Origin of the sequence: Rossellomorea aquimaris (assembly GCF_003315075.1) — a bacterium.
In the GTDB taxonomy this organism is placed as follows: domain Bacteria; phylum Bacillota; class Bacilli; order Bacillales; family Bacillaceae_B; genus Rossellomorea; species Rossellomorea aquimaris_C.
Genome location: NZ_QNRJ01000001.1, coordinates 171,936 through 195,362, shown reverse-complemented (window position 1 = coordinate 195,362; position 23,427 = coordinate 171,936). Strand labels below are relative to the sequence as shown.

General features: G+C 42.5%; 15 protein-coding genes. 4 read left to right on the top strand and 11 right to left on the bottom strand.

Features of this window, described 5'->3' with window-relative positions; translation table 11 throughout:
• Positions 1-151: 151 nt before the first annotated feature.
• Together DET59_RS00935 and DET59_RS00930 are read right to left on the bottom strand one after the other, a co-directional pair.
• Complete coding sequence (locus DET59_RS00935) at positions 152-253, bottom strand: DUF2975 domain-containing protein (RefSeq protein ID WP_258549525.1); 102 nt, start codon at positions 251-253, stop codon at positions 152-154.
• Positions 243-1,718, bottom strand: coding sequence for a flavin monoamine oxidase family protein (locus DET59_RS00930; protein WP_113967726.1), 1,476 nt, complete (start codon positions 1,716-1,718; stop codon positions 243-245). The genes DET59_RS00935 and DET59_RS00930 overlap by 11 nt, the downstream gene beginning before the upstream one ends.
• A gap of 208 nt (positions 1,719-1,926) precedes the next feature.
• Here DET59_RS00930 and DET59_RS00925 point away from each other — a divergent pair, with 208 nt between their 5' ends.
• Positions 1,927-2,163, top strand: coding sequence for a hypothetical protein (locus DET59_RS00925; protein WP_113967725.1), 237 nt, complete (start codon positions 1,927-1,929; stop codon positions 2,161-2,163).
• A 98-nt stretch (positions 2,164-2,261) separates the two neighbouring features.
• Positions 2,262-3,023, top strand: a complete 762-nt coding sequence (locus DET59_RS00920) for an AAA family ATPase (RefSeq protein WP_113967724.1) — start codon at positions 2,262-2,264, stop codon at positions 3,021-3,023.
• Positions 3,024-3,118: 95 nt separating this feature from the next.
• Here the strand turns inward: DET59_RS00920 and DET59_RS00915 are convergent, their stop codons facing one another.
• Together DET59_RS00915 and DET59_RS00910 are read right to left on the bottom strand one after the other, a co-directional pair.
• The gene (locus DET59_RS00915; RefSeq protein WP_113967723.1) at positions 3,119-3,433 is read right to left on the bottom strand and encodes a DUF3892 domain-containing protein; all 315 of its coding nucleotides are present in this window, start codon (positions 3,431-3,433) and stop codon (positions 3,119-3,121) included.
• Positions 3,434-3,561: 128 nt separating this feature from the next.
• A complete protein-coding gene (locus DET59_RS00910; RefSeq protein ID WP_258549524.1) occupies positions 3,562-4,974 on the bottom strand; it encodes an N-acetylmuramoyl-L-alanine amidase in 1,413 nt (470 codons plus the stop codon).
• A 779-nt stretch (positions 4,975-5,753) separates the two neighbouring features.
• On the opposite strand from DET59_RS00910, the gene DET59_RS00905 reads away from it, so the two are divergent.
• Positions 5,754-6,389: a glycosyltransferase gene (locus tag DET59_RS00905; protein ID WP_258549523.1), complete on the top strand. Its 636-nt coding sequence runs from the start codon at positions 5,754-5,756 to the stop codon at positions 6,387-6,389.
• A gap of 57 nt (positions 6,390-6,446) precedes the next feature.
• Here the strand turns inward: DET59_RS00905 and DET59_RS00900 are convergent, their stop codons facing one another.
• From DET59_RS00900 to DET59_RS00870, 7 genes are all read right to left on the bottom strand, one after another.
• Complete coding sequence (locus tag DET59_RS00900; RefSeq protein WP_113967721.1) at positions 6,447-7,019, bottom strand: sugar O-acetyltransferase; 573 nt, start codon at positions 7,017-7,019, stop codon at positions 6,447-6,449.
• A 113-nt stretch (positions 7,020-7,132) separates the two neighbouring features.
• The gene (locus tag DET59_RS00895) at positions 7,133-8,038 is read right to left on the bottom strand and encodes a glycine betaine ABC transporter substrate-binding protein (protein WP_258549522.1); all 906 of its coding nucleotides are present in this window, start codon (positions 8,036-8,038) and stop codon (positions 7,133-7,135) included.
• A gap of 23 nt (positions 8,039-8,061) precedes the next feature.
• Complete coding sequence (locus DET59_RS00890) at positions 8,062-8,799, bottom strand: ABC transporter permease (protein ID WP_113967720.1); 738 nt, start codon at positions 8,797-8,799, stop codon at positions 8,062-8,064.
• A 4-nt stretch (positions 8,800-8,803) separates the two neighbouring features.
• A complete protein-coding gene (locus DET59_RS00885; RefSeq protein WP_113967719.1) occupies positions 8,804-9,796 on the bottom strand; it encodes an ABC transporter ATP-binding protein in 993 nt (330 codons plus the stop codon).
• Positions 9,797-9,814: 18 nt separating this feature from the next.
• The gene (locus DET59_RS00880; RefSeq protein ID WP_113967718.1) at positions 9,815-10,465 is read right to left on the bottom strand and encodes an ABC transporter permease; all 651 of its coding nucleotides are present in this window, start codon (positions 10,463-10,465) and stop codon (positions 9,815-9,817) included.
• Between the two features lie 448 nt (positions 10,466-10,913).
• A complete protein-coding gene (locus tag DET59_RS00875; RefSeq protein WP_113967717.1) occupies positions 10,914-18,470 on the bottom strand; it encodes a carboxypeptidase regulatory-like domain-containing protein in 7,557 nt (2,518 codons plus the stop codon).
• A gap of 771 nt (positions 18,471-19,241) precedes the next feature.
• Positions 19,242-20,123 carry a TetR/AcrR family transcriptional regulator gene (locus DET59_RS00870; RefSeq protein WP_113967716.1) on the bottom strand — a complete coding sequence of 294 codons (882 nt, stop codon included), beginning with the start codon at positions 20,121-20,123 and terminating at the stop codon, positions 19,242-19,244.
• 208 nt (positions 20,124-20,331) lie between these two features.
• Here DET59_RS00870 and DET59_RS00865 point away from each other — a divergent pair, with 208 nt between their 5' ends.
• Entirely contained in the window at positions 20,332-23,391 is a 3,060-nt protein-coding gene (locus tag DET59_RS00865; protein ID WP_113967715.1) for an efflux RND transporter permease subunit, read from the top strand.
• Positions 23,392-23,427: the final 36 nt, after the last annotated feature.

Genomic DNA, 23,427 nt, shown 5'->3' with positions numbered 1-23,427 from the left:
TATAAAGTATTTAATAGTTAACTTTATGCAGGGGCTTGATAGAGTAGAAGGTTTTTTCCCGGATTCGGTCTGATTTCCTAGGTCTTACCGGTTTGACCTTCCTATTAGCCAGAATCACATCCATATGATTGATAATCGTCCTATACTCACCTCAGACCGTTAAATCATTTTCAGATTTAAGCTCAAGGGCATTCTTCAACAATTCTTGTAAAACTGCTGCGAAAATCGAAATGGTGAGACACTTATCTGCCATTCACTTCATTGGCTGCCCTCACCCCCGACTCAATCGCCCCTTCCATCCAACCATGAAAGGAGGAAGTATGCTCTCCGGCAAAATGAATTCTGCCTTCAGGTTTCTTGATATAATCGCCGATATCACTTGCCTGCCCAGGGGTATAAAGGGTAAAACATCCTGCGGAGAATGGGTTTTTACTCCAGTTATAGACTACATAATTCAGCATTTCTGTATACACCTGTTCGCCATATACTTTAGAAAGGTCTTCTAAAACTTCTTTGATGATTCCTTCTTTTGATTTGCTGTTCCATAAGAGTGCATTCTGTCCCCAGCTGTAACTCGCTAACATGACTCCTGGTTTGTTGCTACCCTTATCGTGACTCGGCATATACGTAAAGCGTGTGGGGAGATCTGACACGATGTTTCCGTAATTCAAATCTTCCCAGAAGCGACGACGAAATTCTATTCCTATTTTCACGGATGGAACATTCGGTACCTCACGGATCGCCTGCCACTTTTTAAAGGATATTGAATCATAAGGTATGACCTCGATAAACTGGAAGACAGTAAAAGGGATGGTTACGATGACATAATCGGCATTGTAATCCCGCGCCATTCCGTCTCCGGAGTCTACTGCGCGAACGCTAACTCCGACATCGGATTGTCTAATGTGGGTCACTTTTTGATTCAGTAGAATGTGCGACCCAAGCTCTTGGACAAATCCATAAGGTAAGTGGTCGTTTCCTCCTGTTATTTGATAAAATTTTGTCTCTTTCCTGAATATAGGAAAAATGATGTCTTTTAATATGTCCACGAATGAGAACTCAGGGAATCCTTCTATCCCGAGAATTACATTGATTTTTCGTATGGCATTTAAAGATAATGATTTACCAAATGGGTTGTTTGCTAAAAATTGTCCCATAGAATAACGAGAGTAACGTTTAATTAATTTTTGCTGTTCATCATGAGCACTGTTATTATATAATTCCATAAATGGTTTGGTTGCTTCGATAAACAATTCCGAAGCCGTTCTTCCCTTTTCTCCTTCTGGTAACGGATACTGTAGTATGTCTGGATTTTTTTCGTATTGTTCCCTTGTTGTTAGGATATTGTTTACTAATAGTAAATCTCTTGGAGAACTATTGATGAATTCTTGATAGGTCAGATTGAATTTTCGGATATACTCGAATACTAATTTGTGGTTATCGGGAATCCTCATGGCTCCCAGGTCCATATAGTTACCGGGGGTGAAGGGCTTGCGTACAGTATATACCCTACCCCCAATTCGCTTATTTCCTTCTAATATCGTTACTTCATGCCCGGCCTTTTTCAATAGAGAAGCTGCGACTAAACCACTCATCCCTGCCCCAACGACGATTACTTTTTTTGACATAGCGGGCTTTAATCCATTACGAATAATAGCCAGCATGTCATTTGGATAACTCAATTTGGAAGGGTCATCCCTTGATTGTTGATCTGCCATCTGTCATCACCCGCCTCCCCTGTTTCTTTCATCATATGAAAACAAAAAAGGAGGTATACGTATATTCTCTATGACCAAGAGCTCATTTCCAGTTGTTTTCAGAACAGACGTTTCTATTTATACGTTTATGTGTTACACTTAAGGTTCATTGGGTCTACGAGACTGTATTTAGTCAATCCCTCGAGCAAGTAGAAGGGAGACATGTTATATGTCACTAGAAAATATCGTAACCATGCTCAAGACTCTTAAGGAATTCAAGGATAGTGAGATTGTTCATACGATTTCAAGTCATGATCACTCACCTGTTATGACCGTTACCTACCAGTTGGACACGGATTGCTTTCAAATCACTTATATGGATTCAATGAAAGTTGAAGAGTTTACAGACATCAGCCTTTTGGCTAAAACCATAGAAAGTGTTGTTCTTCTCGAACCTTCAAGATAAGATCATAAAATGGAATGCCATTACGTAAATCGTGATGGCATTTTTTGTACCTTGAATCTGTTTAATTATGCTAATCTATAGAAAAAAGGAGGGGCATTATGTCATTACACTCACAGCCATATATTCGAAAAGTGTCACTTCATAGCGAAAACGTTCCTTCCTTTCACTCGTATCCTTTTCATATTCCGAGTATCCGGAGCCTGACAGACCTCACCTTTCACCCTAATGTTACATTTATTGTGGGAGAAAACGGAATGGGGAAATCAACTCTTCTTGAGGCCATTGCAATGGCCATTGGATTTAACCCTGAAGGAGGCACGCTGAACTTTTCATTCTCCACGTATGATTCGTATTCGAATCTGGATAAGTATTTGAAAATTGTGAGGGGAGTCGATCGACCTAAGGATGGTTTTTTCTTGAGGGCAGAAAGCTTCTACAATGTTGCGACAAATATTGAAGAAATGGATCAGCATCCCTCATTTGGCCCACGAGTGATTGATTCATTTGGAGGGAAGTCTCTACATGAGCAATCGCACGGAGAAGCCTTTTTCTCAACCTTTATGAATCGTTTCCGAGGTAAAGGGATTTACATACTGGATGAGCCCGAAGCTGCACTCTCCCCCTTAAGGCAGTTATCCATGCTCTCAAGGATACATGAACTTGTGAATGATAATTCCCAGTTCATTATCGCCACTCACTCACCCATTCTGATGGCATACCCTTCTTCTTTTCTGATTGAATTATCAGAAGAAGGTTTACAGGAGTCTTCATTGGAAGAAACGAGCCATTATAAGATTATGAAGCAATTTTTTGATGACCGGGAACGGATGATCTATCATTTACTGAAAGAAGGAGACTGAGGATTTATTCTATACCGTTATTGATCAATGAAGGATTCCTCTAATAATAAAATGAGCATAAAACCAATCCCTATTTTATGCTCATTTTATACTTTTTAAAAAGAAGGAAGTTCACTAAGGTTATTCTCTTTTAAGCCGTCGGGTTCACTGCGAAGAACATCTCTTCCATACCGATGAATCACATCGACATGAGCCAGTTTCCCTGACTTCGCTTCTTCGAGTGCAGTGATATAATCCAACTCTCTCCCACTTTCAGTTTTAAAAGCGATGAGATCGTCATCCGTATTTCGACGGACGGCTACAATCTGTTCCGCTCCAGTTGCAAGCTCCTGAGACATTTCTGCTTTAGCCTGAAATTCCCCTTGCTTCTTGTATTCTTCATAAATCTGTTCAAAGCTCTTCTTTTCCATCTGTTTCACCTCCAGAACATACGTTTAGTATTGACTCTGGAGCAAGCTATTATGATAAAAAAAGACAAAAAGACATGTCCCTCTTCCAACCAAAAAAGAGTGCCATCCATTGCGGCACTCCACTATCATCATTTCAATTTTCCAAGAGTGTCATTTAACACAATTTTTTGTTCATCCATTACTTTTATCGCATTTTGGATGTTTCTATTGAAAACAGACAGGATACTTTGTCCATAGTTAGTCCCTGGCACTGCCCACTTTCCGTTCAAGTCTGTCCAGTGTTTGGCGCTCCCCCGTGTAACTAATGAAAAACGGGGATCTACGAGTGATTGCCCTTGTGGAATTGGATTGGTTGATGCATATGCATACAGATGCTGAATATGAGCAAGAACCCCTTCTTCTGGAGTCTTAAAGGATGCTCCGTCATTACCTGGACCGGTAGTTCCAATCCCTGCATAGTTGTTTTGATTTGGTTTGACTTGTCCTGTGAACCTGAAATAGTTGGTTTCATGTAGAGCTTGAGAGTAAGCTACGTCTCCTCTAATTCCATAAAGATTCCCGTAAAAGAGATAGAATTTGCCTAAAAGTGGAGCATCCCGGTTAATTGTTCCAGCGAAGTCATCGAGTTGTTCAGCACGTAATACAGATGTACCCAGGATCGAAAACTGTATTCCCGGTGGCTTGGGAGGCTGCGTCGGTTTTGGCGGATCGGTCGGAAACGGTACAGGAGGCTTAGGGTTATCGTCAACTCTTACTATAATAAATGCTTCAACACCCATTTTTTTCAGGCTTGCCACTTGATTTTCTGCGTTCACTCTTTCTGCAAAAGCACCAGTTTGGACCCTGTAATACGTTCTATCCAAGACCACCACAGTATCAATGAATGAATTCATACCTTTTCTTTTCAACTCATTTACCCGACCTTCAGCATTTTCACGCTTTGTAAATGAACCGGCAATCACTATGAAAAGTTCTTTCTCATTCACTATTTTTGCAGGTAAACCTAAAGCCTTTGCAACACCCCTTGCGATCGCCACTCCTACAGTATTTCTAAATGTAGCGTTGTTCATTAACGCAATATCTTTTTGATTATCAATAAATAAAATCTCTAATAAAAGTGAAGGCATGTTCGTTTCACGTAATACATGAAAATTTGCTCTCTTTTTCCCTCTATCAATTACTTTATAAGATGAATTAATAGCTGCCGTCACTTCATCGTGAATGATTCTTTGATAGGTAATCGTCTGTGAAGGAACACTGCCGTTATACACATAGCTCTCAAACCCACTTCCACCTCCAGCATTATGATGGATGGACAAGTAGAAATCAGGTTTAGTGCGGTTGGCTAAATTTGACCTTTCCGTTAAAGACAGTGTTTCATTTCCAGTTCTCGTCATCAGAATATTCACATTGTAATTTTTTAACAAAAAGTCCCTTGCAATAAGGGCCGTCAAGAGATTGTAGGTTTTCTCTTCATTTCCATTGTAAACAGCACCTGGATCAGTACCTCCATGACCAGGATCAATCATTATGGTTTTCAATATTATTTCCTCCTAAGAGTATGACATATTGTACTATATTCACATATGGACAAGCCTGCTTGGACTTTTCCTACTTGTGCCTATTGTTAATGACGAAAAAATGTTCCCGGTAGTGAAGGGAACATTTTTTATGCACGATTCTATTTTTATGGAGGAAACTTTCTTATAGGTTTTATTCTATTTCTGTAAACTCGTTCTTATTCATCATTTTTTTCAATTGAACGGCGGAGTTTCATACTGGCGCTCGCTTCATTTTTTTCAGTATGAACTGTTGATCTTATAACCATTGTTCTCTTACTGAGCAAGGGGTCGAAGAGTAACCCCAAACTGCGCAACGTACATATTTGAGAGAGAAGGAGATCCCAAGTCAAACTTGGAATGAGTTACTGGTGGACTGATAAAAAGATACACTTTTAATTTTCTTGCCAATGCATCACCTCCATAGAATACTTTATGTTGAAAGTGATCGAAAGGTGAGGACAAGCAACGAGTTTTCATGAAAATTGGACAGACTTTTTTCAAAAAATAGAACTCTTCACAAGTTTATGTCATCCCTCAATAAAGAGAGAGGTTCGCCGTCATATTACCTCCCTCACGCTCCTTATTCTGCCTATAGGTTGGTGTCATCTCAGCACCGCCAAGATAATAGGTGAGACCTACTCTTTCGTCGATTTCCATTTCAAATGTATCAGCACATTTTACCAAATAGGTTTCTATGAGTGAATGGGGAAAAGAAGCGAATAATAAGAGGCGATAGTCAAATGAATGGAGGAGTTTTAGTGAAAAAGATTGGAATTCTTGTGATGAGTGTGATGATAACACTTTCTTTCTTACCTGTACTCAGTACTTCAGCTGAAGCTAAGCAGGCTGAATGTGTAAGTGTAGCCAGCGTGAAAGCAAAAGAAGACATGAGAATTTTATGGAACGATCATGTTATCTATACCAGAAATTATATTATTAGTGCCGTTGATGGATTAGAGGATCAGGATGTGGTTCTTTCACGATTGCTTCAAAATCAGAAAGACATCGGAAATGCCATCAAACCTTATTACGGCGAAGAGGCTGGAAATAAGCTGGCTGATTTGTTGACCGAGCATATTGTATTGGCAGGAAAAATCGTATCTGCTGCTAAAAATGGGAAGCAAGCAGAGGTCGAGAAATTAAACAAAGAATGGTATCGAAATGCAGATGATATTGCAGGATTCCTAGCAAAAGCAAATCCTTATTGGTCCGTAAATGCGCTAAAAGACCTGTTATATATGCACTTGCAATTCGTCACCGATGAAGCAGTCGCACGAATCAAGAAAGACTGGAAAGGAAACATTACAAGCTTTGATAATGGGAAGACCCATATTCTTCACCTGTCTGATGCCTTATCAGGTGGAATCGTGAAGCAGTTTCCGGAGAAGTTCTAATTAAAGCAGCTGGGATAGATTGATTCCAGCTGCTTTGTTCTGATGTGTATGTACGCTCTATCTTTTATCTTCGAAGTCAATCTCCTTAATGATACGGGCAGGATTTCCACCCACCACTACATTAGAAGGGACATCCTTTGTTACGACTGCACCTGAAGCAATAACCACATTATCACCTATCGTCACTCCGGGATTAATGATTGCTCCTCCACCGATCCAGCAGTTGTCCCCGATTTTGACAGGCTTCCCAAATTCCGGTCCTTTGTTTCGCTCAATAGGATTTACTGGGTGAGTCGCTGTGTAAATATGTACTCCAGGTGCGAGCATACAATTTTCACCGAAGCGGACTTCACACACATCTAATATCACACAGTTAAAATTAGCAAAGAAATGATTGCCGACGTGAATGTTATAACCATAATCACATCTGAAGTCAGGCTCTAAATAAATACTTTCCCCAGTAGATCCGAACAACCTTTTTATGGCAGCCACTCTCTTCTCGTCTTCTTCTTCTGTCGTTTGATTAAGTATGCGTGTTAAATAACGTGCTTGTTGTCTCTCTTCCATCAATTGAGTATCCCATGGTTCGTAAAGTTCTCCATCGAGCATTTTCTGTTTTTCAGTTTTCATATCTGTACCTCTTTCATTTTTAGTTAGATTACTAGATTCTTATTGTAACTTAAAATTCATTTAATAGAAAAAGGACTGAACCCGCTAAGATTCAGTCCTGTCGTCTTAATTAATTACTCCTCAATCAAATCATTCTCAACTAGCCAGTCATGAGCCACAACGGATACACTATTCCCTTCGATATCCACTTTGTAATTCAGTTCACGCATAATATCACTGTTAAGTTTATCGGCTAATTTTGCCGTAATATCTTTGATTTCCGGATATTTTTCATAAACGTTTTTATTAATGCTAACCGCTGCCCGGTATGGCGGAAAGAATTTCTTATCATCCTTCAACGTGACCAAGTCATAGTCTACAATCGTGGCATCTGTCTCAAAGGCAACTGAAACATCTACTTGGCGGTTATTCAATGCCCTTTGCGTCAATCCGAGATCCATCTGTTTGATCTGTCCGGAACCGAATTCGAAACCGTACAATTCCTCTACTCCTGGAAGACCGTCGGGACGATTCGCAAATTCTGCGTCAGACGCCATTGTTAACTCTCCAGGATTGTTATTTACATATTCAGCCAGATCACTGATGGATTCAATACCCAATTTCTTTGCCTGATCCTGATTCATAGCCAGTGCGTAAGTATTATTCACATTGGACATATTCATCCAATGAATGTCCCTTTTTGCATCAAGCTTCTTCACTTTTTGAAAAGTCTTCTCAGGGTCTGACATCGGTTCTTGCCCCATATAGGTAATGAGGGCCGTCCCGGTGTACTCCCACATCATATCCACCTGCTCGTTTTCCAATGCTTTACGAACAACCGTACTTCCCAGGTTGTTCATTTGTTTTACTTTAAAACCCTCTTCTTTTAATAAAAAGGCGGTCATCTCAGAAAGAAGGTATTGCTCCGTAAAGTTCTTTCCCCCAACGGATATTTGTTTACCTCCTATTCCTGCGTTTGAACAGGCGCTTAGCATAAGAGTCAGGATGAGGATCCCTATCCACTTTGAATTCCGTTTCACGGTCGTCACCTCCTGATTATTAATTACATTTCTAATGTTTGTTTGGTACCTTTTGGAACGACGATCCTCTCCACCAATCGCAGTAGTAAATCTACCAGAATCGCCAGAATCGTAACAGGTATCGCCCCTGAGATTAAGTATCCATTATCGAACAATTGAATACCTGTAAAAATCCAAACTCCTAATCCCCCACCACCGACGACATAGGCAAGGGCAGCTGTTCCGATGTTCAGCACGACCGCTGTCCGGATTCCAGCCAGGATTGAGTATGCTGCATTCGGCAGTTCAATGCGGAAAAGGATTTGATAAGGTTTCATTCCCATCCCTCTGGCAGCATCAATGAGGTTCTCATCTATTGAATCGATACCTGCAACTGTATTTCGATAAATCGGTAAAAGAGAATAAATAAACAGTGCAAAAATGGCTGTTTTAAAACCGATTCCTAATATACTGATCATAAGGGCAAGAACCGCTAAACTCGGAATCGTCTGGCCAAAATTGACTGTATTAGACACGATCCACTCTGCTCGTCTGAACTGCTTTCGTGTAATCAAGATTCCAGCCGGTACCGCGACAATAAGTGCTAATATGGAAGAAACAAAAACAAGCTGCAAATGCTGCTTCAATAAAAGTAGAAACGTCTTCGATTGACTGAACATATAGTCGAAGTACTGATTTTTAATAGCCCATGCAAAGAAAAGGATGACAAGTGCATACACGAAATACCGAACGACATTACTGACAACCTTTTTCGTATTCACAGAATCATCCTTTCTGAACCACGTTCGTTTTTCCTTTAATCTCGTAATGAAGGTATTTCTGTACAAGGTCGATCGTAATGGCCCCTTGTTTATTACCTGCGTCATCCGTCACGATGACCTGGTCAGCTTCCTGATTTAAAAGCATCGACAACGTATTTCTAAGATCGTGATGAATATTGATCGTTTTCGTATCAGGAATGGATTCATCAAATTCAGCTAAGCCTATGATGTTCTTCAAGTTTTCAATCGTATGTAAACTTAAACTTTTAATGGCACGATCTTTACCAAAGAACTCATAAACAAAATCACTTTTAGGACGGACGAGCATTTCAGATGGAGTGTCGTACTGCATGATTTCTCCTCCACGCAACAGAACAATCTTGTCCGCCATTTTAATCGCTTCATCGATATCATGACTCACAAACAGAATTGTTTTCTTCACTTCACGCTGAATCTGCAGGAATTCATCCTGTATTTTTTCACGAATGATTGGATCCAGTGCCCCAAACGGTTCGTCCATCAACATAACGGGAGGATCTGCTGCCAGCGCACGAATAACACCGATTCTCTGCTGCTGTCCTCCGGATAATTCATGTGGATATCTCTTGCCGAATTTATCTCCGCTAAGACCGATCATTTCCATCAGCTTATTGAAACGCTCTTTCTTTTCCTTCTTACCCCAGCCCAGCATGTCGGGAACAATCATGACGTTTTCCTCAATCGTCATATTGGGGAACAGTCCGTTACTTTGAATGACGTACCCGATTTTTCTACGCAATTCAATTTGATTCAAGTCCATTGAGTCCTGGCCGTCGATGATGATTTTCCCATCTGTAATCGATTCCAGCCGGTTCACCATTCGTAATAAGGTGGTTTTCCCGCACCCGGATGGCCCTAATAAAACGACTATGTCACCCTCCTCAACGGTAAAGTCGACACCTTTAACCGCTGTCACATCACCTTCATAAGTCTTCGTTGTATGATCAAATGTAATCATCTCTTCACCTCTTCCACTTTATGCAATGCTTTTTGGTGTGTAGCGTTTTTGAATCCATAAAAGGATGGCATCTGCAATCATCGCCAATATCGCGACCGCTACAGATCCGCTAATAATTAAATAATTGTCCCCTCTGGAAATCCCTTGAGTAATAAGGACTCCGAGGCCACCAGCTCCGATATATGCTGCAATCACACCGATTCCTATGTTTAAGACGACTGCTGTTCTGATTCCCGCCATGATGACAGGAAATGCATTTGGAATTTCGACCCGCAGCAAACGTTGATGGGTCTTCATCCCGACTCCCTTCGCCGCATCACGCATCTCAGGACTCACATTTCGAATCGCGGTATATGTATTCCGTATAATAGGAAGCTGCGAATAGAGAACCAATGCCACAAAGGCCGGAACAAATCCTATCCCCTGATTGATGATTGAAAAGATTGGAATCATCACCCCAAATAAGGCAATGCTGGGAATGGTCAGCATAACCGACGCAATCTGCAACACCGTCTCTGCCAAATAATCATTGGTCGTCAAATATATCCCTAAAGGTATCCCGATTAAAAGGGCAACGAGTATCGCAAGTCCGACGAGCACTGCATGCTCAATCGTCAATTCAAGAATCCGAGGTGCATTAACCTCGAGAAACTTCATCCATTTCTCCATAGTTACACCCTCCTTTATATATGTATTTGGGCAAAACAAAAGCCGTCCAGGATCTAATCTAGTCCTGACGACCCACGGATTTAGTATAACCGTATAATTGCGCCAACATTCCTTTACCCCGTTTGTGGAAATTCGAAACATCTTGTCGGAAAATAGTGGTTGGTGAGGTTACGTTTAAGCTGTGAATTCAGATGGATTAATAGGTGTAATGGGAAGAATGGAAGGTATGTGATGTCTTCCTAATTGTGTAGTCTATTTTGTTCAAAACGATAAAATCTCTCTACTTGCCAAAAATCCCTTCTTCTTGCATATCCGTTTTTCTCTGTCCATTCATGCTGCGTAAATGAACAAACAGACTCCCCTTTTTACCGAAAAAACATTTTGGAACTTCAGAGAAAGCTTTAATCCAAATAAAAAGGTGCCCTCCGCTGGGGCACCTCATTTTCTCTTAACACATATCGTCTTCTTCCACACGCTTCACAATGGTTCTTGGTGTACAAAATGTTCCTAATACTTCAAGAATGACCGGATGAAGCATTTCTACTTCCAGGCATGCGATGAGTTGTATCTTCACTTGTTCCCGTGTAAGGCTTCCTTCCTTCTCACGACACTTTATATCCACTATAGAGCAGTTCACATTGCTTGCATCCATTCCTTCTGGTAAGCATACGGCCATTTTTTTGTCAAAGAAGATTGGTACTTCCATGGTGCAGAAATCTTCTTCATTGGATTGGGGTTGGATGGTCACGAGCAAGAGCGCTTGCACCCGAATCGTTACATAACCCGGTGTTCCTCTTTCGAACGAAATGAGCGAGCATCTCGGCTCGGTATTTGGACTGAGCTGACACTTCACATTTATTCCTTCCCCTCTTGCAACGAGTTCATCTACGAGCTCCCTGCAATCAGGTGAGAGACTGACAGATTGCGTGGTGTTGTGAGTTGCGATGACCCAGTCGTACACTTTTTCTACAGAGATACATTCAGGTCTAATACTACCAGGTGGTGGAGGTGGGGCTTCTTCTCCTAATTGAACATTTAACTGCAGGTCTTGACTTTCTCGGAGTACAATTGAAATCTCTTTAACCGGATAACCCTCTGCAGTGAATCGAATCACGTATGCTCCTGCTGGTAATCCCGTCAGGATATAGAATCCATTGGGATCGGTTAAGGTAGAACGAATCGGAACATTAGAACCTATCGGGAAGATTTGAACCAGAACTTGGGAAATCGGTTCGCCGGTTCGAATGTCTGTGACGATCCCGCTTACGCTTGACGGATTATCCTCTAATAAGAAGTCGACCGTCGCCGTGCTTCCTCTCGTTACGGAGACGTTTTGCATTTGACTTTGATATCCTTGAGCACGCACGACCAGTACGACTGTTCCCCCGGGTAAACCTGAAATAGTGTAGTTCCCATTCATATCTGTAAGGGTAACTCCCAGTAGTGTCCCATCCAGTGTGAATACTTGGATGATTGCGTTCTCAATTGGAGCGAGGGTATTCGCGTCACTTACATTTCCGGTAATGGTAGCGGGGGTTGGTTCTAAAGCGGCATTGAGGACGGCTGTTTCATTCGGACTTAATGTGATCATGAACGTCGATCTGACGTATCCATCAGCTGAGAAGATTACATTGTATTCACCAGGTGCCAGACCAGTTAAGATATAATTTCCTTCTTGGTCCGTCAAGGTGGACGCTACGACGATTCCACTTCCACTGATTACCGTAACGACGCCGGCACTTTGGATCGGTAACCCCGTAGACGCATCGGTTACATTACCTGAGATGGTTGCCGGCTGACGCTGCAGGTTCACATTAAGTGTCCGGACTTCAGAATTGGTTAGGAAAATCCTGAATACTTCACTTGCGTATCCATCAGCTGAGAAGACGACGCGATATTCTCTAGGGTCTAACCCACCAATCACATATTCACCTGATCCATTTGTTAGAACAGAGGCAATTGGAATTGACGTTCCTATTCTAAAAACTTGAACTAAAGCAGATTGAATCGGTTGATTGTTCACGTTATCCCTCACAATTCCTCTAAGTGTTGCGGTTTGGTTGGATAAGCTGAAGTTAAGGGATTCGGTTTCACCTGGTGATAGTGTAACGATGTTAATTCCATCGGCAAAACCATCTGCACTCGCTATAACAGTATACTGACCTGCTGCCAAGCCAGAAATAGCATAGAAACCATTCTCATCTGTTAAAATGCTGGTTATAAATACACCGTCAGAGTTAAAAACTCTCACCAGCGCACCTTGTATTCCCGTGGCCGATTGGCCATTTAAAACGGTACCTGTAATCGTGGATGGATTCGGATCTAGATCGGCATTCACCGTTTCTGTCCCATTCGGAACGAGAAGGACAGGAATGACCTCTGTGGCATAGCCGTTAGCTGATATGACTACATTGTAGCTTCCCTGTGGTAAATTACCGATTGAATACGTACCGTCACTTGATGTAATGATGCTTCCGACGGTGATATCTGTATTCGGTATGACCACTTTCACAAGGGATCCGCTAATGGGGGCAAGTGTCACAGCATCCCGAATCGTACCTTGAACGGTTGCAGGGAATGGAACAAGTGCAATATTAAGCACTTCACTATCACCAGGTGATAAAAATACGGTGTTCACACTAATGGCGTAATCTTGAAGCTGAGCCTTCACGTCAAAGGTTCCTTGAGGCAGCCCTTCGATCAAATAATTCCCATTTTCGTCAGTGAGTACACGCCTTACCAGTGTGTCGGTTCCACTTACATAGACCTCGACAATTACGCCGGTCAATGGGGACTGATCGAAAGCATCAACGATGGACCCGCTAAGAGTAGCCGGATTGCCCTGTAGATCAAAATCCAAGAAAGTCATAGAATTAGGCTGAATCGTGGTTTGAACGATTTCGGATTGATAGTTAGGATTAATGGCAGATACGGTATAACCCCCTTCAGACAGCCCTTCGATAAGGTACGTTCCATCCACTGTCGTCTGCACGGTTGCCACTACAGTTCCCTGATTGTCAATGACCCTTATAAGTGTGTCCGCCAGTCTTTGTAAGGTTACAGCATCTCTAACTATTCCGGTGAGTGAACCGGGGTTTGGTGTGAGCAGGATTTCAACATTGGTAATTCCCCCACTGCTTACTTCTGCCGCTACAGCATTAGTACCAAAATCAGGACTGCTTCCCACCAACACATACACAATTGGTGATAACGTTGTCGTTTGGAAAAATCCATCAGCATCCGTAATCGTAGTGAAAATGATTGGACCCGATCCAGAAAGCTCCCTGACTTCTACCGTTGCACCTGCAATCGGATCCAGCGTGATAGAATCCCGGACAAATCCTTGTACGATACCCGGATTGGGTCTTAATGCAAAGCTTAATAAATTGGTTTGGTTTGATTCGATGATGGCACCAGCCGTCTCGGGCCCAAAATCTGTTGCATTGGCAATGACCGTATAAACTCCAGGGGAGACTCCAGAGAAGGTGTATTCTCCATTTTGATTGGATAAAGTGGTTTGGACGAGTACATTCGTGAAATCGTAAAGTTGAATGACGGCATTAGGGATGGCATCCCCGTTAGAAAGATTTGAAATGAACCCTTGAAGTTGGCCAGGATTTTGCGCCAGATTCAGGGATGCAAATATAATATCTCCCGCTCCGCCGATAACAGACTTCGTATCCGTACCAAACGAAGAAGCATCAGCTGTGACGTTCAATATACCAGTCGGTAACGAGAAAAACGTGACAAATCCACTTTCATCAGTGATTCCTGTTGCAATCGGAATGTTATTGGCATGCCTGACCGTGACCGTAGCTCCTTGGATTGGAGTCGCGGTATTTTCAATCAGTACTTGAACCGATAACGTTACTGGATTTGCAGCTAAAACATTTGTTACGGTGGTTGTTTGATTGGATTCTACGATGGCTGAGACGGTTGAAGAAGAATAATTTGGTGCCGTTGCTGTAATGAAGTACGTACCCGGTGCAAGAGATGGCACAGTGTAAGTCCCGTCTGAATTGGCCAGGAAAGAAACAATCAGCACATTGTTTTCATTGTAGACTGAAACTTGAATACCATTGCCGGTAATTGGATTTCCATTGGTATCTTCAACAGCTCCTTCCAGAGTACCTGGATTTTCACCTAAGGATAAATCGGCCCTCGTATCCGTGTCGCTAATAACAATGGTACCGATTTGCTCTGTGGTAAAATTCATTTTGGAAGCTGAGACAATATAAGAACCAGGTGTTAAACCACTTACAGAATAGTTTCCAAATACTGAAGTTGTCGTAGTTGCAACTGGAATTTGAGAACTTCCATCAATGATGACTACAGTTGCGCCTGAAATCGCTTCTCCACTAGCTCGATTTGTGATCTGACCGTTAATGGATCCCGGATTCGGAATCAAAGAAATATTTACATCGATTAAATCCTGACCGACCCCGACAAAGATTCCTGTAATGACCTGCCCGAAGCCTGGTGAATTGACAACCACATTGAAAGATCCGCTAGGGAGATTTCCGACAATATATTGTCCAGATGAGTCAGTGAATCCGGAACCGATCAAAATATTATTTTGATCAAAAATTTGTACAATGGCATTTCCGACGGGACTCCCCAGATTATCTGTCACGATTCCTGATACAGATCCCGGATTTGGGACAAGGGTTAATTCCACGGTTGAAGTTTGATTCGCGAGGACGGAAACTCCAGCCTGGGCGGTTGCATAGTTAGGAGCTGAGCCTGAAACGATGTAGGTTCCGGGTGTTAAATTATTGAAAGAAAATGTTCCGTCCTGATTTGGTACGACAGAATCGATTAATACGTTGTTAACATTCCGTAATTGAATGGTTGTATTCGTTACAATAGGGCTGATTGTCCCCGTAATTGCTCCTGGATCAGGGTCCAGTGAAACCAACACAGGCGTTGTCTGACCTGAATTAACAAGGGCTCCCACTGTCCCGTTTTGGAAGTCATTTGCAAATACATTCACTGTGTAGTTATCAGGTGCGAGTCCTTCAACCATGAAAACTCCCTCTGAATCCGTTAATACAGTTGTAATCAAGGTACTAGAGCTATTCACGATGCTGACACTTGCCCCAGAAATAGGATTACTTCCAACACTGTCTACGACTGTTCCCGTTATCTGTCCGGGATTCGGTTCAAGTGCGATGCTTCCATCCACTGTTTGATTTGAATCGATTTGCACAGTAGTAGCATTGGTTTGGAAATCTGGTGCTGAAACAACGACCGTGTAAATACTTGGGGCCAAGCCATTTACAATATATTCCCCATTTTCATCTGTCAAAACGGTAGCGATGACTGCTCCACTTGAATCAACAATTCTTACCTCCACATTGGCTCCAATAATCGGCGTGCCTGTTTGTGCATTTGAAACGATCCCAGAAATTGATCCCGGATTTGCTTCTAAGTTAAAGTTCACGTTAGAGATTGCATTGGAAACAATCGTCACCCCTTGTGAGGCTGCCTGAAAATTAGATGCTGCTGCGACAACGGTGTAATTCCCAGGCGCAAGGCTCGGAACCATATAGGATCCATCAGGTGCTGTAACAGTGGTAGCTACAATGATTCCTGCCCCCGTACTGATTTGAACCGTGACACTTCCACCGGCAATCGGGTCATTATTCGTGTCTCTTACAAACCCTGTCAGTGTACCTGGATCTTCGTTCAACGTTACATTTAACGTGGTGGTTTGACCATTTTCAATCATAGCTGCAACGGTTTCGGTCGTGTAATTCGATGCACTGACAACAACCGTATAGCTTCCTGGAGGCAGTCCGGGAACCATGTAATTACCATTTACGTCAGTTACTACACTACCAATCTGAATATTGTTTTGGAAAATAGTTACCGTTGCATCTGGTATCGCTACAGCATTAGGGTCCTGGACTGTACCGGCGAGGGCTCCAGCAAGTTTAGATAGAAAAGCATTTACAATTGTGGTGGTGTTGGAATTCACAATTGCACCGAGGTTTTGGGTCGCATATCCGTTTGCTGTAAAAATAAGGGAATACGATCCTCGTAAAAGACTATCAAAGCCAAATTGACCGCTTCCATCGGTCGTCGCAGCTGCCACGATGACATTTTGACTATTCACTGCCTGTACTGTGGCTCCTGAAATCGCCGCCATGGTATCGCTGTCTACTACGGTTCCTTGAATCGAACCAGGATTTGGTTCAAGGAAAATGTTCGTTATTGTTGTATTACCAGCTGTAACCGTTGAAGATACTGTCGTTGTACTATAGTTGGTAGCGAATGACCTTACTTGATAATTTCCTGGTGCTAAATCATTAAAGGTATATTGACCACTTCCATTTGCCGTCGTCGTGGCGATGAATACCCCGTTTGAATCAAGCAGCTCTAGGTTTGCCAGTGGGATGGCTGTATTATCGGAGGAATCCCGGACGGTACCTGAAATAGAGCCGGGGTTTGCGATAAGGGTGAAATTGACGACAGCGGCCTGGTTGGGCTCTGTCATGACGGATTTAGCTTGAGATTGAAAACCGGATGCGATAACAGAGACGTTATAAATACCCGGAGTTACATTTACGAAAGAATAGTTTCCTGCTATGTTAGTGGTTGTCGTGTCTATTACTGATCCCGAATTATTGAGAAGCTGGACGGTTGCATTGTTAATGGGACCACCATTAGATACATTTCCTGAAATCGTACTCGGCTGAGGTACAAGTGCTATATCCGCCGTTGTCGACGCACCTCCTACAGCCGTCACATTAGCTGTCCCGGTTACATAGTTCGTTCTAGCAGCCTGTACGGTATAGTTTCCAGGTACCACATTAGTAAACGTATAAAATCCACTTGCATTCGATTGAGTGGTTGCAATCACGCTCATCCCTTGAAGTAGGGAAACCGTTGTATTCGGTAGTACCAAACCAGTTGATTGATCGGTTATTGTCCCGTTGATGGTGGCTGTCTGTTGGACGTTAATGGTGACGACGGAAGTGTTGGACTGAATGGCATTACCTGAAGATGTATCGAATCCAGTCGCTTGCACCCTGTCTAAATTTCTTGAACCACTTGTTGTAAAGGCACCATTCAAGGTGAAGGTCAATGATGCGGTGACACCGGGGTTTAAATTCCCCACGTTCCATGTGAGCAGTTTACTTGCAGGGTTGTACGTGGTGAGTCCTTGCGTGGTTGAATTCACGACGAATGAATTCACTTGATCAGGACCGATGATGTCATCAAGAAATACCGAGGTAGCCTGGGAGAGGCCTGTGTTTGTAACCGTCACGGTACCTGTCCAAGTCGCCTGCTGGCCAAGGACGACGGTTTGCGGTCCTGAATTCAATACTTTGTTCGTTGAAAGCCTCGCCCTGATGTCAGCCTGATCCGGAGTGACTGGGTCTGTAAAGGCGTTAGTGAATGAAAAGCCTTCACTTGTTCTTAATGAATCCTTATTATAGTTATTAGAGTTTGCCGATGAAAAATATACGGCACGAATGGCTGAGGATGCATTAATTCCTAAGAAAGAAAATACTGTACTTGCCGGTAGAAACCAGTCGAGGAAGAAATCCTGATTCCCACCGATGCTGGAATCGGCAGGTGATACTCTGGCAAAGTCGAAATTGGTTATCGGCTGTGCGAAGTTCGGATTCCCTCCCCCCGTTCCTTCTGCTGGATCATTCCAAGAATTGACTAATTTAACCGTATTCTGAATTAAACTCACTCGATTATTCAACCCATCCACGTTAAAAAGCCAGTCGTAAGTTCCTGCTACACCTGTTGTGTTAATCAAAACGCCCCACGAGAAATTTCTTAAGCCCGTTAACTGATTATTCCGGGGATCCCCATTCAACCTTAACCGGAAATAGACATTGGTACCATCGTATGCAAAGAAACCTGCTGGGAAAGTTGAATTGCCTACAATATCTGTCGATACGGGACTCTCATCCCCCAAGACGTCAAATAATGGTACTCCCCCAACTAATACCGGGGTATATTGTGCATTACTGGGAAATGCCATAAAAAAAACCTCCTTTAAATGATATGGTCTTTATTATGGTATTGAAAAAATAGGAGTATTGTCTTACCAAACGTCTAGAAAACTACTGAAGTTGTGCGATTTTTGGTTCTAATGGAACTTTTATCAGGGTGGTGATAGCCTATTTGTAAATAAATGAGGAAAATTGGATGAATAACGATTGGAGATCTTTAATGCATTTTTATATAAGGCTCTATTCGTAAAGTTTGTTGCTATTGTAGAGGAGAAAGTAATAGTTGATTTCCGCTCCAGGATGCTCGCTTTCCGCGGGGCTGGCGGTGAGCCTCCTCGGCAAGCCTCCGGGGTCTCACCTGTCCAGCTATTCCCGCAGGAGTCGAGCATCCTTCCGCTCCAATCAACTTTCTAAGCATGTATCCTTAATGGAAAACAATAAAAACAAGGATTTTAGCAAACCATCTCATTTAAGGTAAGTAGAGATTGATCTTCCTTTTAAGAAAAAGGAAGATTTTTTCTCCTTACATTGTTTTCTTGCACACCTTGAAGCTCTGTCATGAAAATCCTATTAAAGATGGTGAGGGGAACTGCGCAGACTCCTGCGGAAGTACGGGCGTGCCGAGACCCCGGAAGCGAAGCTGAGGAGGCTCGGCCGAACATCCGCGGAAAGCGGAGCAGTTCCCCTCACCATCCAGCATAAACCTGGTTGACAGAGCCTGGCAGACTCTATGCTAGAAAACAACAATCTTTGCGAAAAGAGCCTTATATTAACTTTTTATGATATTGAAAAACCCCTCCCTATTTAACAGGAAGGAGCAGCATTTCTAATTCTTCAGCTTCTGTTTTTAATTCCTCTTCATCCACCAACAATCGAAATAACCCTTTGATGATCAACTCTTCTGGCTTCGAGTCGCGGCATTCTTCTGTAATCCGATTCGCTATGTTCAAGAAGTACACACAACGAGCTTCGCTCAATCCGTTGATCTTTTCATAAAGTGCCTTCCATGCATTCTCCCTTTTCTCAAATGAAATGAAGGCACCTTCCTTGTCCATGCTGACAGTAAAAGATTTCATCATGTCATCGTCCAAAAGTGGAGAGCTGTTTCCATTCATGAAATCATTTGCCAGCAGAGAGATCTGCTTCACCAGATGATCTCCGAGTTCTTCTGGATCGAGAGCGTTATCATGTGAGATCATCAACATCATATATGATGAATAAATGGACTGTGTCATCCACATAAGATCCCATTTGTATGGTCTGATACTCTCCCCGAACACGTCTAATAGATTATGTTCGAGCCAGCTGAACAGACGTCCTCTCATGCGATGTTCCATGGCAGCAAGTTTGTCACTATTCTTCGCGGACTCCCCTCGCATGTGCATTTTCATATAGGACTTGTATTCCAATATCCCTTCGAATTGCACCTGGAACTGCTTGGCGAATCGTTCCAAAGGAGGTAGCTTACCATCTAATCCCACAACGAATGCCCTTTCAAATACGAGCTGCTGATAATGTTCATAAATCGATATGATTAAATCTTCTTTTGATTGAAAAAATGAGTAGAGGGAGCCTTTGGAAATTCCGACACTTTCGGCGATTTGCTGCATGGATGTATGATTATAACCATGGGCTCCAAAGAGTTCCACTGCTGATTCAAGTATTGCGTTTCGTTTGTCCATTCCTACACCTCTAAATCCAGGTATTCACTCTCTCATTCTACCCATAGTCTGACAAAAATAGAAGAACATTATTTCTTGACTATAGAAAAAATACAGGTAAAATGACTAATGAGTCAACCGATTAATGATTGTTATGTCAGTGATTATTCAAGTTATAAAAAATCATTTGACCCATGAGTCAAAACATTATTAAAGGAGGATAACATTCATGTTGAAAGCTATATTAAACCGTTCCAAAATCACGCTGATTTTCGTCGTGTTGTTTGTGATTATCGGTGTATTAACATTCCTGCAATTACCACAGCGAGAAATCCCGGAAACCAGCGTAAACATCGGAACGGTAAGCACCGTTTATCCAGGTGCGACCGTTGACACAGTTGAGAGGTCGGTAACCAATCCCATCGAATCTTCCCTCCAGTCGATTGATGGGATTAAAGAAATCAGCTCCTCCTCTTCAGCCGGTTTCTCTACTATTATTGTAGAGGTTGAAGATGGAGAAAACAAAAAAGAAGTGTTTGGAGATGTGCGACAAGCTGTCTCCGATGCATCGACTTCTTTCCCTGATGACGTATTCGATCCTGAAATTAACGAATCCACGGTGAAAATGCCTATTGTTTCCTATCATCTCACAAGTGATAACAAGGAATCCCTTCTCTCTCTTCGTGAGGAAATGAATCGTTGGCAGGAAGAAGTCAAGGAAATCACTGGTGTCTCCAGTGTAGCGGTAAAAGGATTACCTGAAGAAGAAATTGTTATCGAATTACAACAGGATGAACTAAAGTCGTCCGGACTCAACCCTTCGACAGTCATGAGTGCGATTAATGACGAATACTATCCCACTCCTCTAGGAAAGCAAGAAGTCGATAACGAAGTCGTTCAATTAACGGTTGATCATTACTCAACTCTTGATGAAATGAAAGAGCTTTTCATTGGCAAGAACCCTAAAGGAGAATCGGTCTATCTACAAGACATCGCCAACATTAAAGTAGCTCCTAAAGAAGTAAAGGATATCGTCACATTTGAAGGAAAGCCATCCCTATCCTTTACAGCATTTGTTCAGTCAGGGGAGGATATCCCTTCTGTAGATGAGAAAGTAAGCGATAAAGTGGATGAACTGGCAAAGTCTCTTCCTTCTGATGTGAAACTTGAACCTTATTATTCTCAGGCTTCGATTGTAACAGACATCTTTGATGGATTATTTATGTCCCTTGCGATTTCCGTTGTAGCGGTTATTTTGACAACGGCACTAGGACTTACCGTTTCTGGTGCATTCGTGGTTGCATTAGCGGTTCCTATTTCCGTCTTGATGGGGTTGATTCCACTACCGTTTGCCGGTGTTGACCTTAACCAAATTTCTGTCATCGGTGCCATCATCGCTCTCGGTATCCTTGTGGATGACTCGATTGTTGTGAATGACAATATTCAACGCCGTTACAAGCTTGGTGATCGTGCACTAATGGGGGCCGTAAATGGTGTCAAAGAGATCTGGGTTTCGATCGTGACCTCTTCTCTGGCCATTGTATTCACCTTCCTACCGCTTATTTTCTTATCAGGCGGAAATGGCGCGTTCATAAGAGCATTGCCGACTGTTCTGATTACGACGATCATCGCATCAACACTCGTTGCATTGATCTTTGTTCCAATCATGAGATACCTGCTTTATAGTAAAACAACGAAGAAAGTCTCTGATGCTCCTGGTTTACTAGGAAAACCATTGAATAAACTGGCTGACTTTTATGCTGATACTCTTCTAAAGAAGTTTTCGAAGCGACCTTTCGTGGTATCTGCCATCGGCCTTGTCTTCACAACCGCTATCTTTGGCCTGATTGCTCTTACACCATTTGAATTCTTCCCGTCAGCGGACCGAGAAGAAGTAACGATTGATGTAACATTGCCAATCGGCACAACGATTGAAGAAACAGCGAGCACTTTAGAAGACATGGAACAACTGTTAAAAACAGATGAGGGTGTCTATGAAACCTCTGCTTTTGCTGGTTCAGGATTACCTAACTTATTTAACAGCTCTCTATCAAATTCCGGTCAAAATACAGGTCAATTAGTCGCGAGGGTCGATCGTGAAAACCAAACGGCTCAAGGTCTGATTGACGAATGGACTGACAAACTGAGAGAAGAGTATCCAAATGCGTTGATCTTCATGGAAACAATCCAGCAAGGTCCACCGGCAGGGGCTCCCGTTACAGTTACGGTTTCTGGTCCTGAGATGGAACAATTAATTGAACTTCGTAATAAGATTTCTTCTGAAATTGAAAAACTGGATACTGATCTAGTCGTTGATAATGTCGGGGAAATGGAGCCAACGGTTGAATATGTTCCTAACCGCGAGCTTCTCGAGGAAAATGGTATTACGATCAATCAGATCAGCCAACAGCTGCGATTGGCTACAGAAGGCATTCCGATGAAAGCCTTTGATAATGGTGTCACAAAACGCGATATGACACTGGTTTTGGAAGGAAATGACGAAGAAGTCGACCTGTCTTCTCTTGAGGTTCCCGCTGGAACTGCTAATCCTGCTGGACCACCGAAGCTGATTTCTCTTGATGAGCTAGTGACTCCCGAGAAGAAAGAAGAACTACAACTCATCCCTCATAAAGACGGCGAGCGTGCAATCACGATTCGTGCCTTCCCTGAGAATGAGGAGAATTATAAAGAAAATGTCCAGGATATAGTAATAGATGCACGAGAAAGTCTAGATGATAATGACTATTCGATAACACTTGGTGGAGAAAATCAAGCCCAGAATGACTTCTTTTCTGAAATCACCATACTCTTTACCATCGTTATATTCTTAGTGTATTTAGTCATTGCCCTTCAATTTAATTCTTTATCACTTCCGTTCTTAGTTCTTGTTGCCGTTTATCTTGCGATTGCAGGTGCGATTCTCGGGTTATTCGTTACTCAAACCCCGATCAGCTTCCTGGCTGTGATGGGTATGGTATCCTTGACCGGGATTGTTGTCAGAAACTCGGTTGTTCTGATTGAATTCATTGAACAAGGATTGAAAACTGGAATGAACGTCAAAGAAGCTGTGGTTGAATCAGGACGTACACGAATTCGTCCGATTCTACTTACAGCTCTCACATCGATTGTGGCACTTATTCCAGTTGCAGTCAGCGGAGATGCCCTTTTTACACCACTTGCAGTTACCATTATTTCAGGTATCATGTTCTCAGCTGTATTAACGCTGATCATAGTTCCGATGATGTATCTTGTCTTCCACCGCTTTAGAAGAAGAAAACGAGAAGTATAAGAATGGTCTGGAGGGGTGTCCATGTGACACCCCTCT

Coding starts and splice junctions, on each gene's coding strand:
- DET59_RS00915 (WP_113967723.1), bottom strand. CDS start 3,433: ATGGAAAAGAAGAGCTTTGAACAGATTTATGAAGAATACAAGAAGCAA.
- DET59_RS00930 (WP_113967726.1), bottom strand. CDS start 1,718: ATGGCAGATCAACAATCAAGGGATGACCCTTCCAAATTGAGTTATCCA.
- DET59_RS00925 (WP_113967725.1), top strand. CDS start 1,927: ATGTCACTAGAAAATATCGTAACCATGCTCAAGACTCTTAAGGAATTC.
- DET59_RS00885 (WP_113967719.1), bottom strand. CDS start 9,796: ATGATTACATTTGATCATACAACGAAGACTTATGAAGGTGATGTGACA.
- DET59_RS00880 (WP_113967718.1), bottom strand. CDS start 10,465: ATGGAGAAATGGATGAAGTTTCTCGAGGTTAATGCACCTCGGATTCTT.
- DET59_RS00875 (WP_113967717.1), bottom strand. CDS start 18,470: ATGGCATTTCCCAGTAATGCACAATATACCCCGGTATTAGTTGGGGGA.
- DET59_RS00870 (WP_113967716.1), bottom strand. CDS start 20,123: ATGGACAAACGAAACGCAATACTTGAATCAGCAGTGGAACTCTTTGGA.
- DET59_RS00900 (WP_113967721.1), bottom strand. CDS start 7,019: ATGAAAACTGAAAAACAGAAAATGCTCGATGGAGAACTTTACGAACCA.
- DET59_RS00920 (WP_113967724.1), top strand. CDS start 2,262: ATGTCATTACACTCACAGCCATATATTCGAAAAGTGTCACTTCATAGC.
- DET59_RS00865 (WP_113967715.1), top strand. CDS start 20,332: ATGTTGAAAGCTATATTAAACCGTTCCAAAATCACGCTGATTTTCGTC.
- DET59_RS00935 (WP_258549525.1), bottom strand. CDS start 253: ATGGCAGATAAGTGTCTCACCATTTCGATTTTCGCAGCAGTTTTACAA.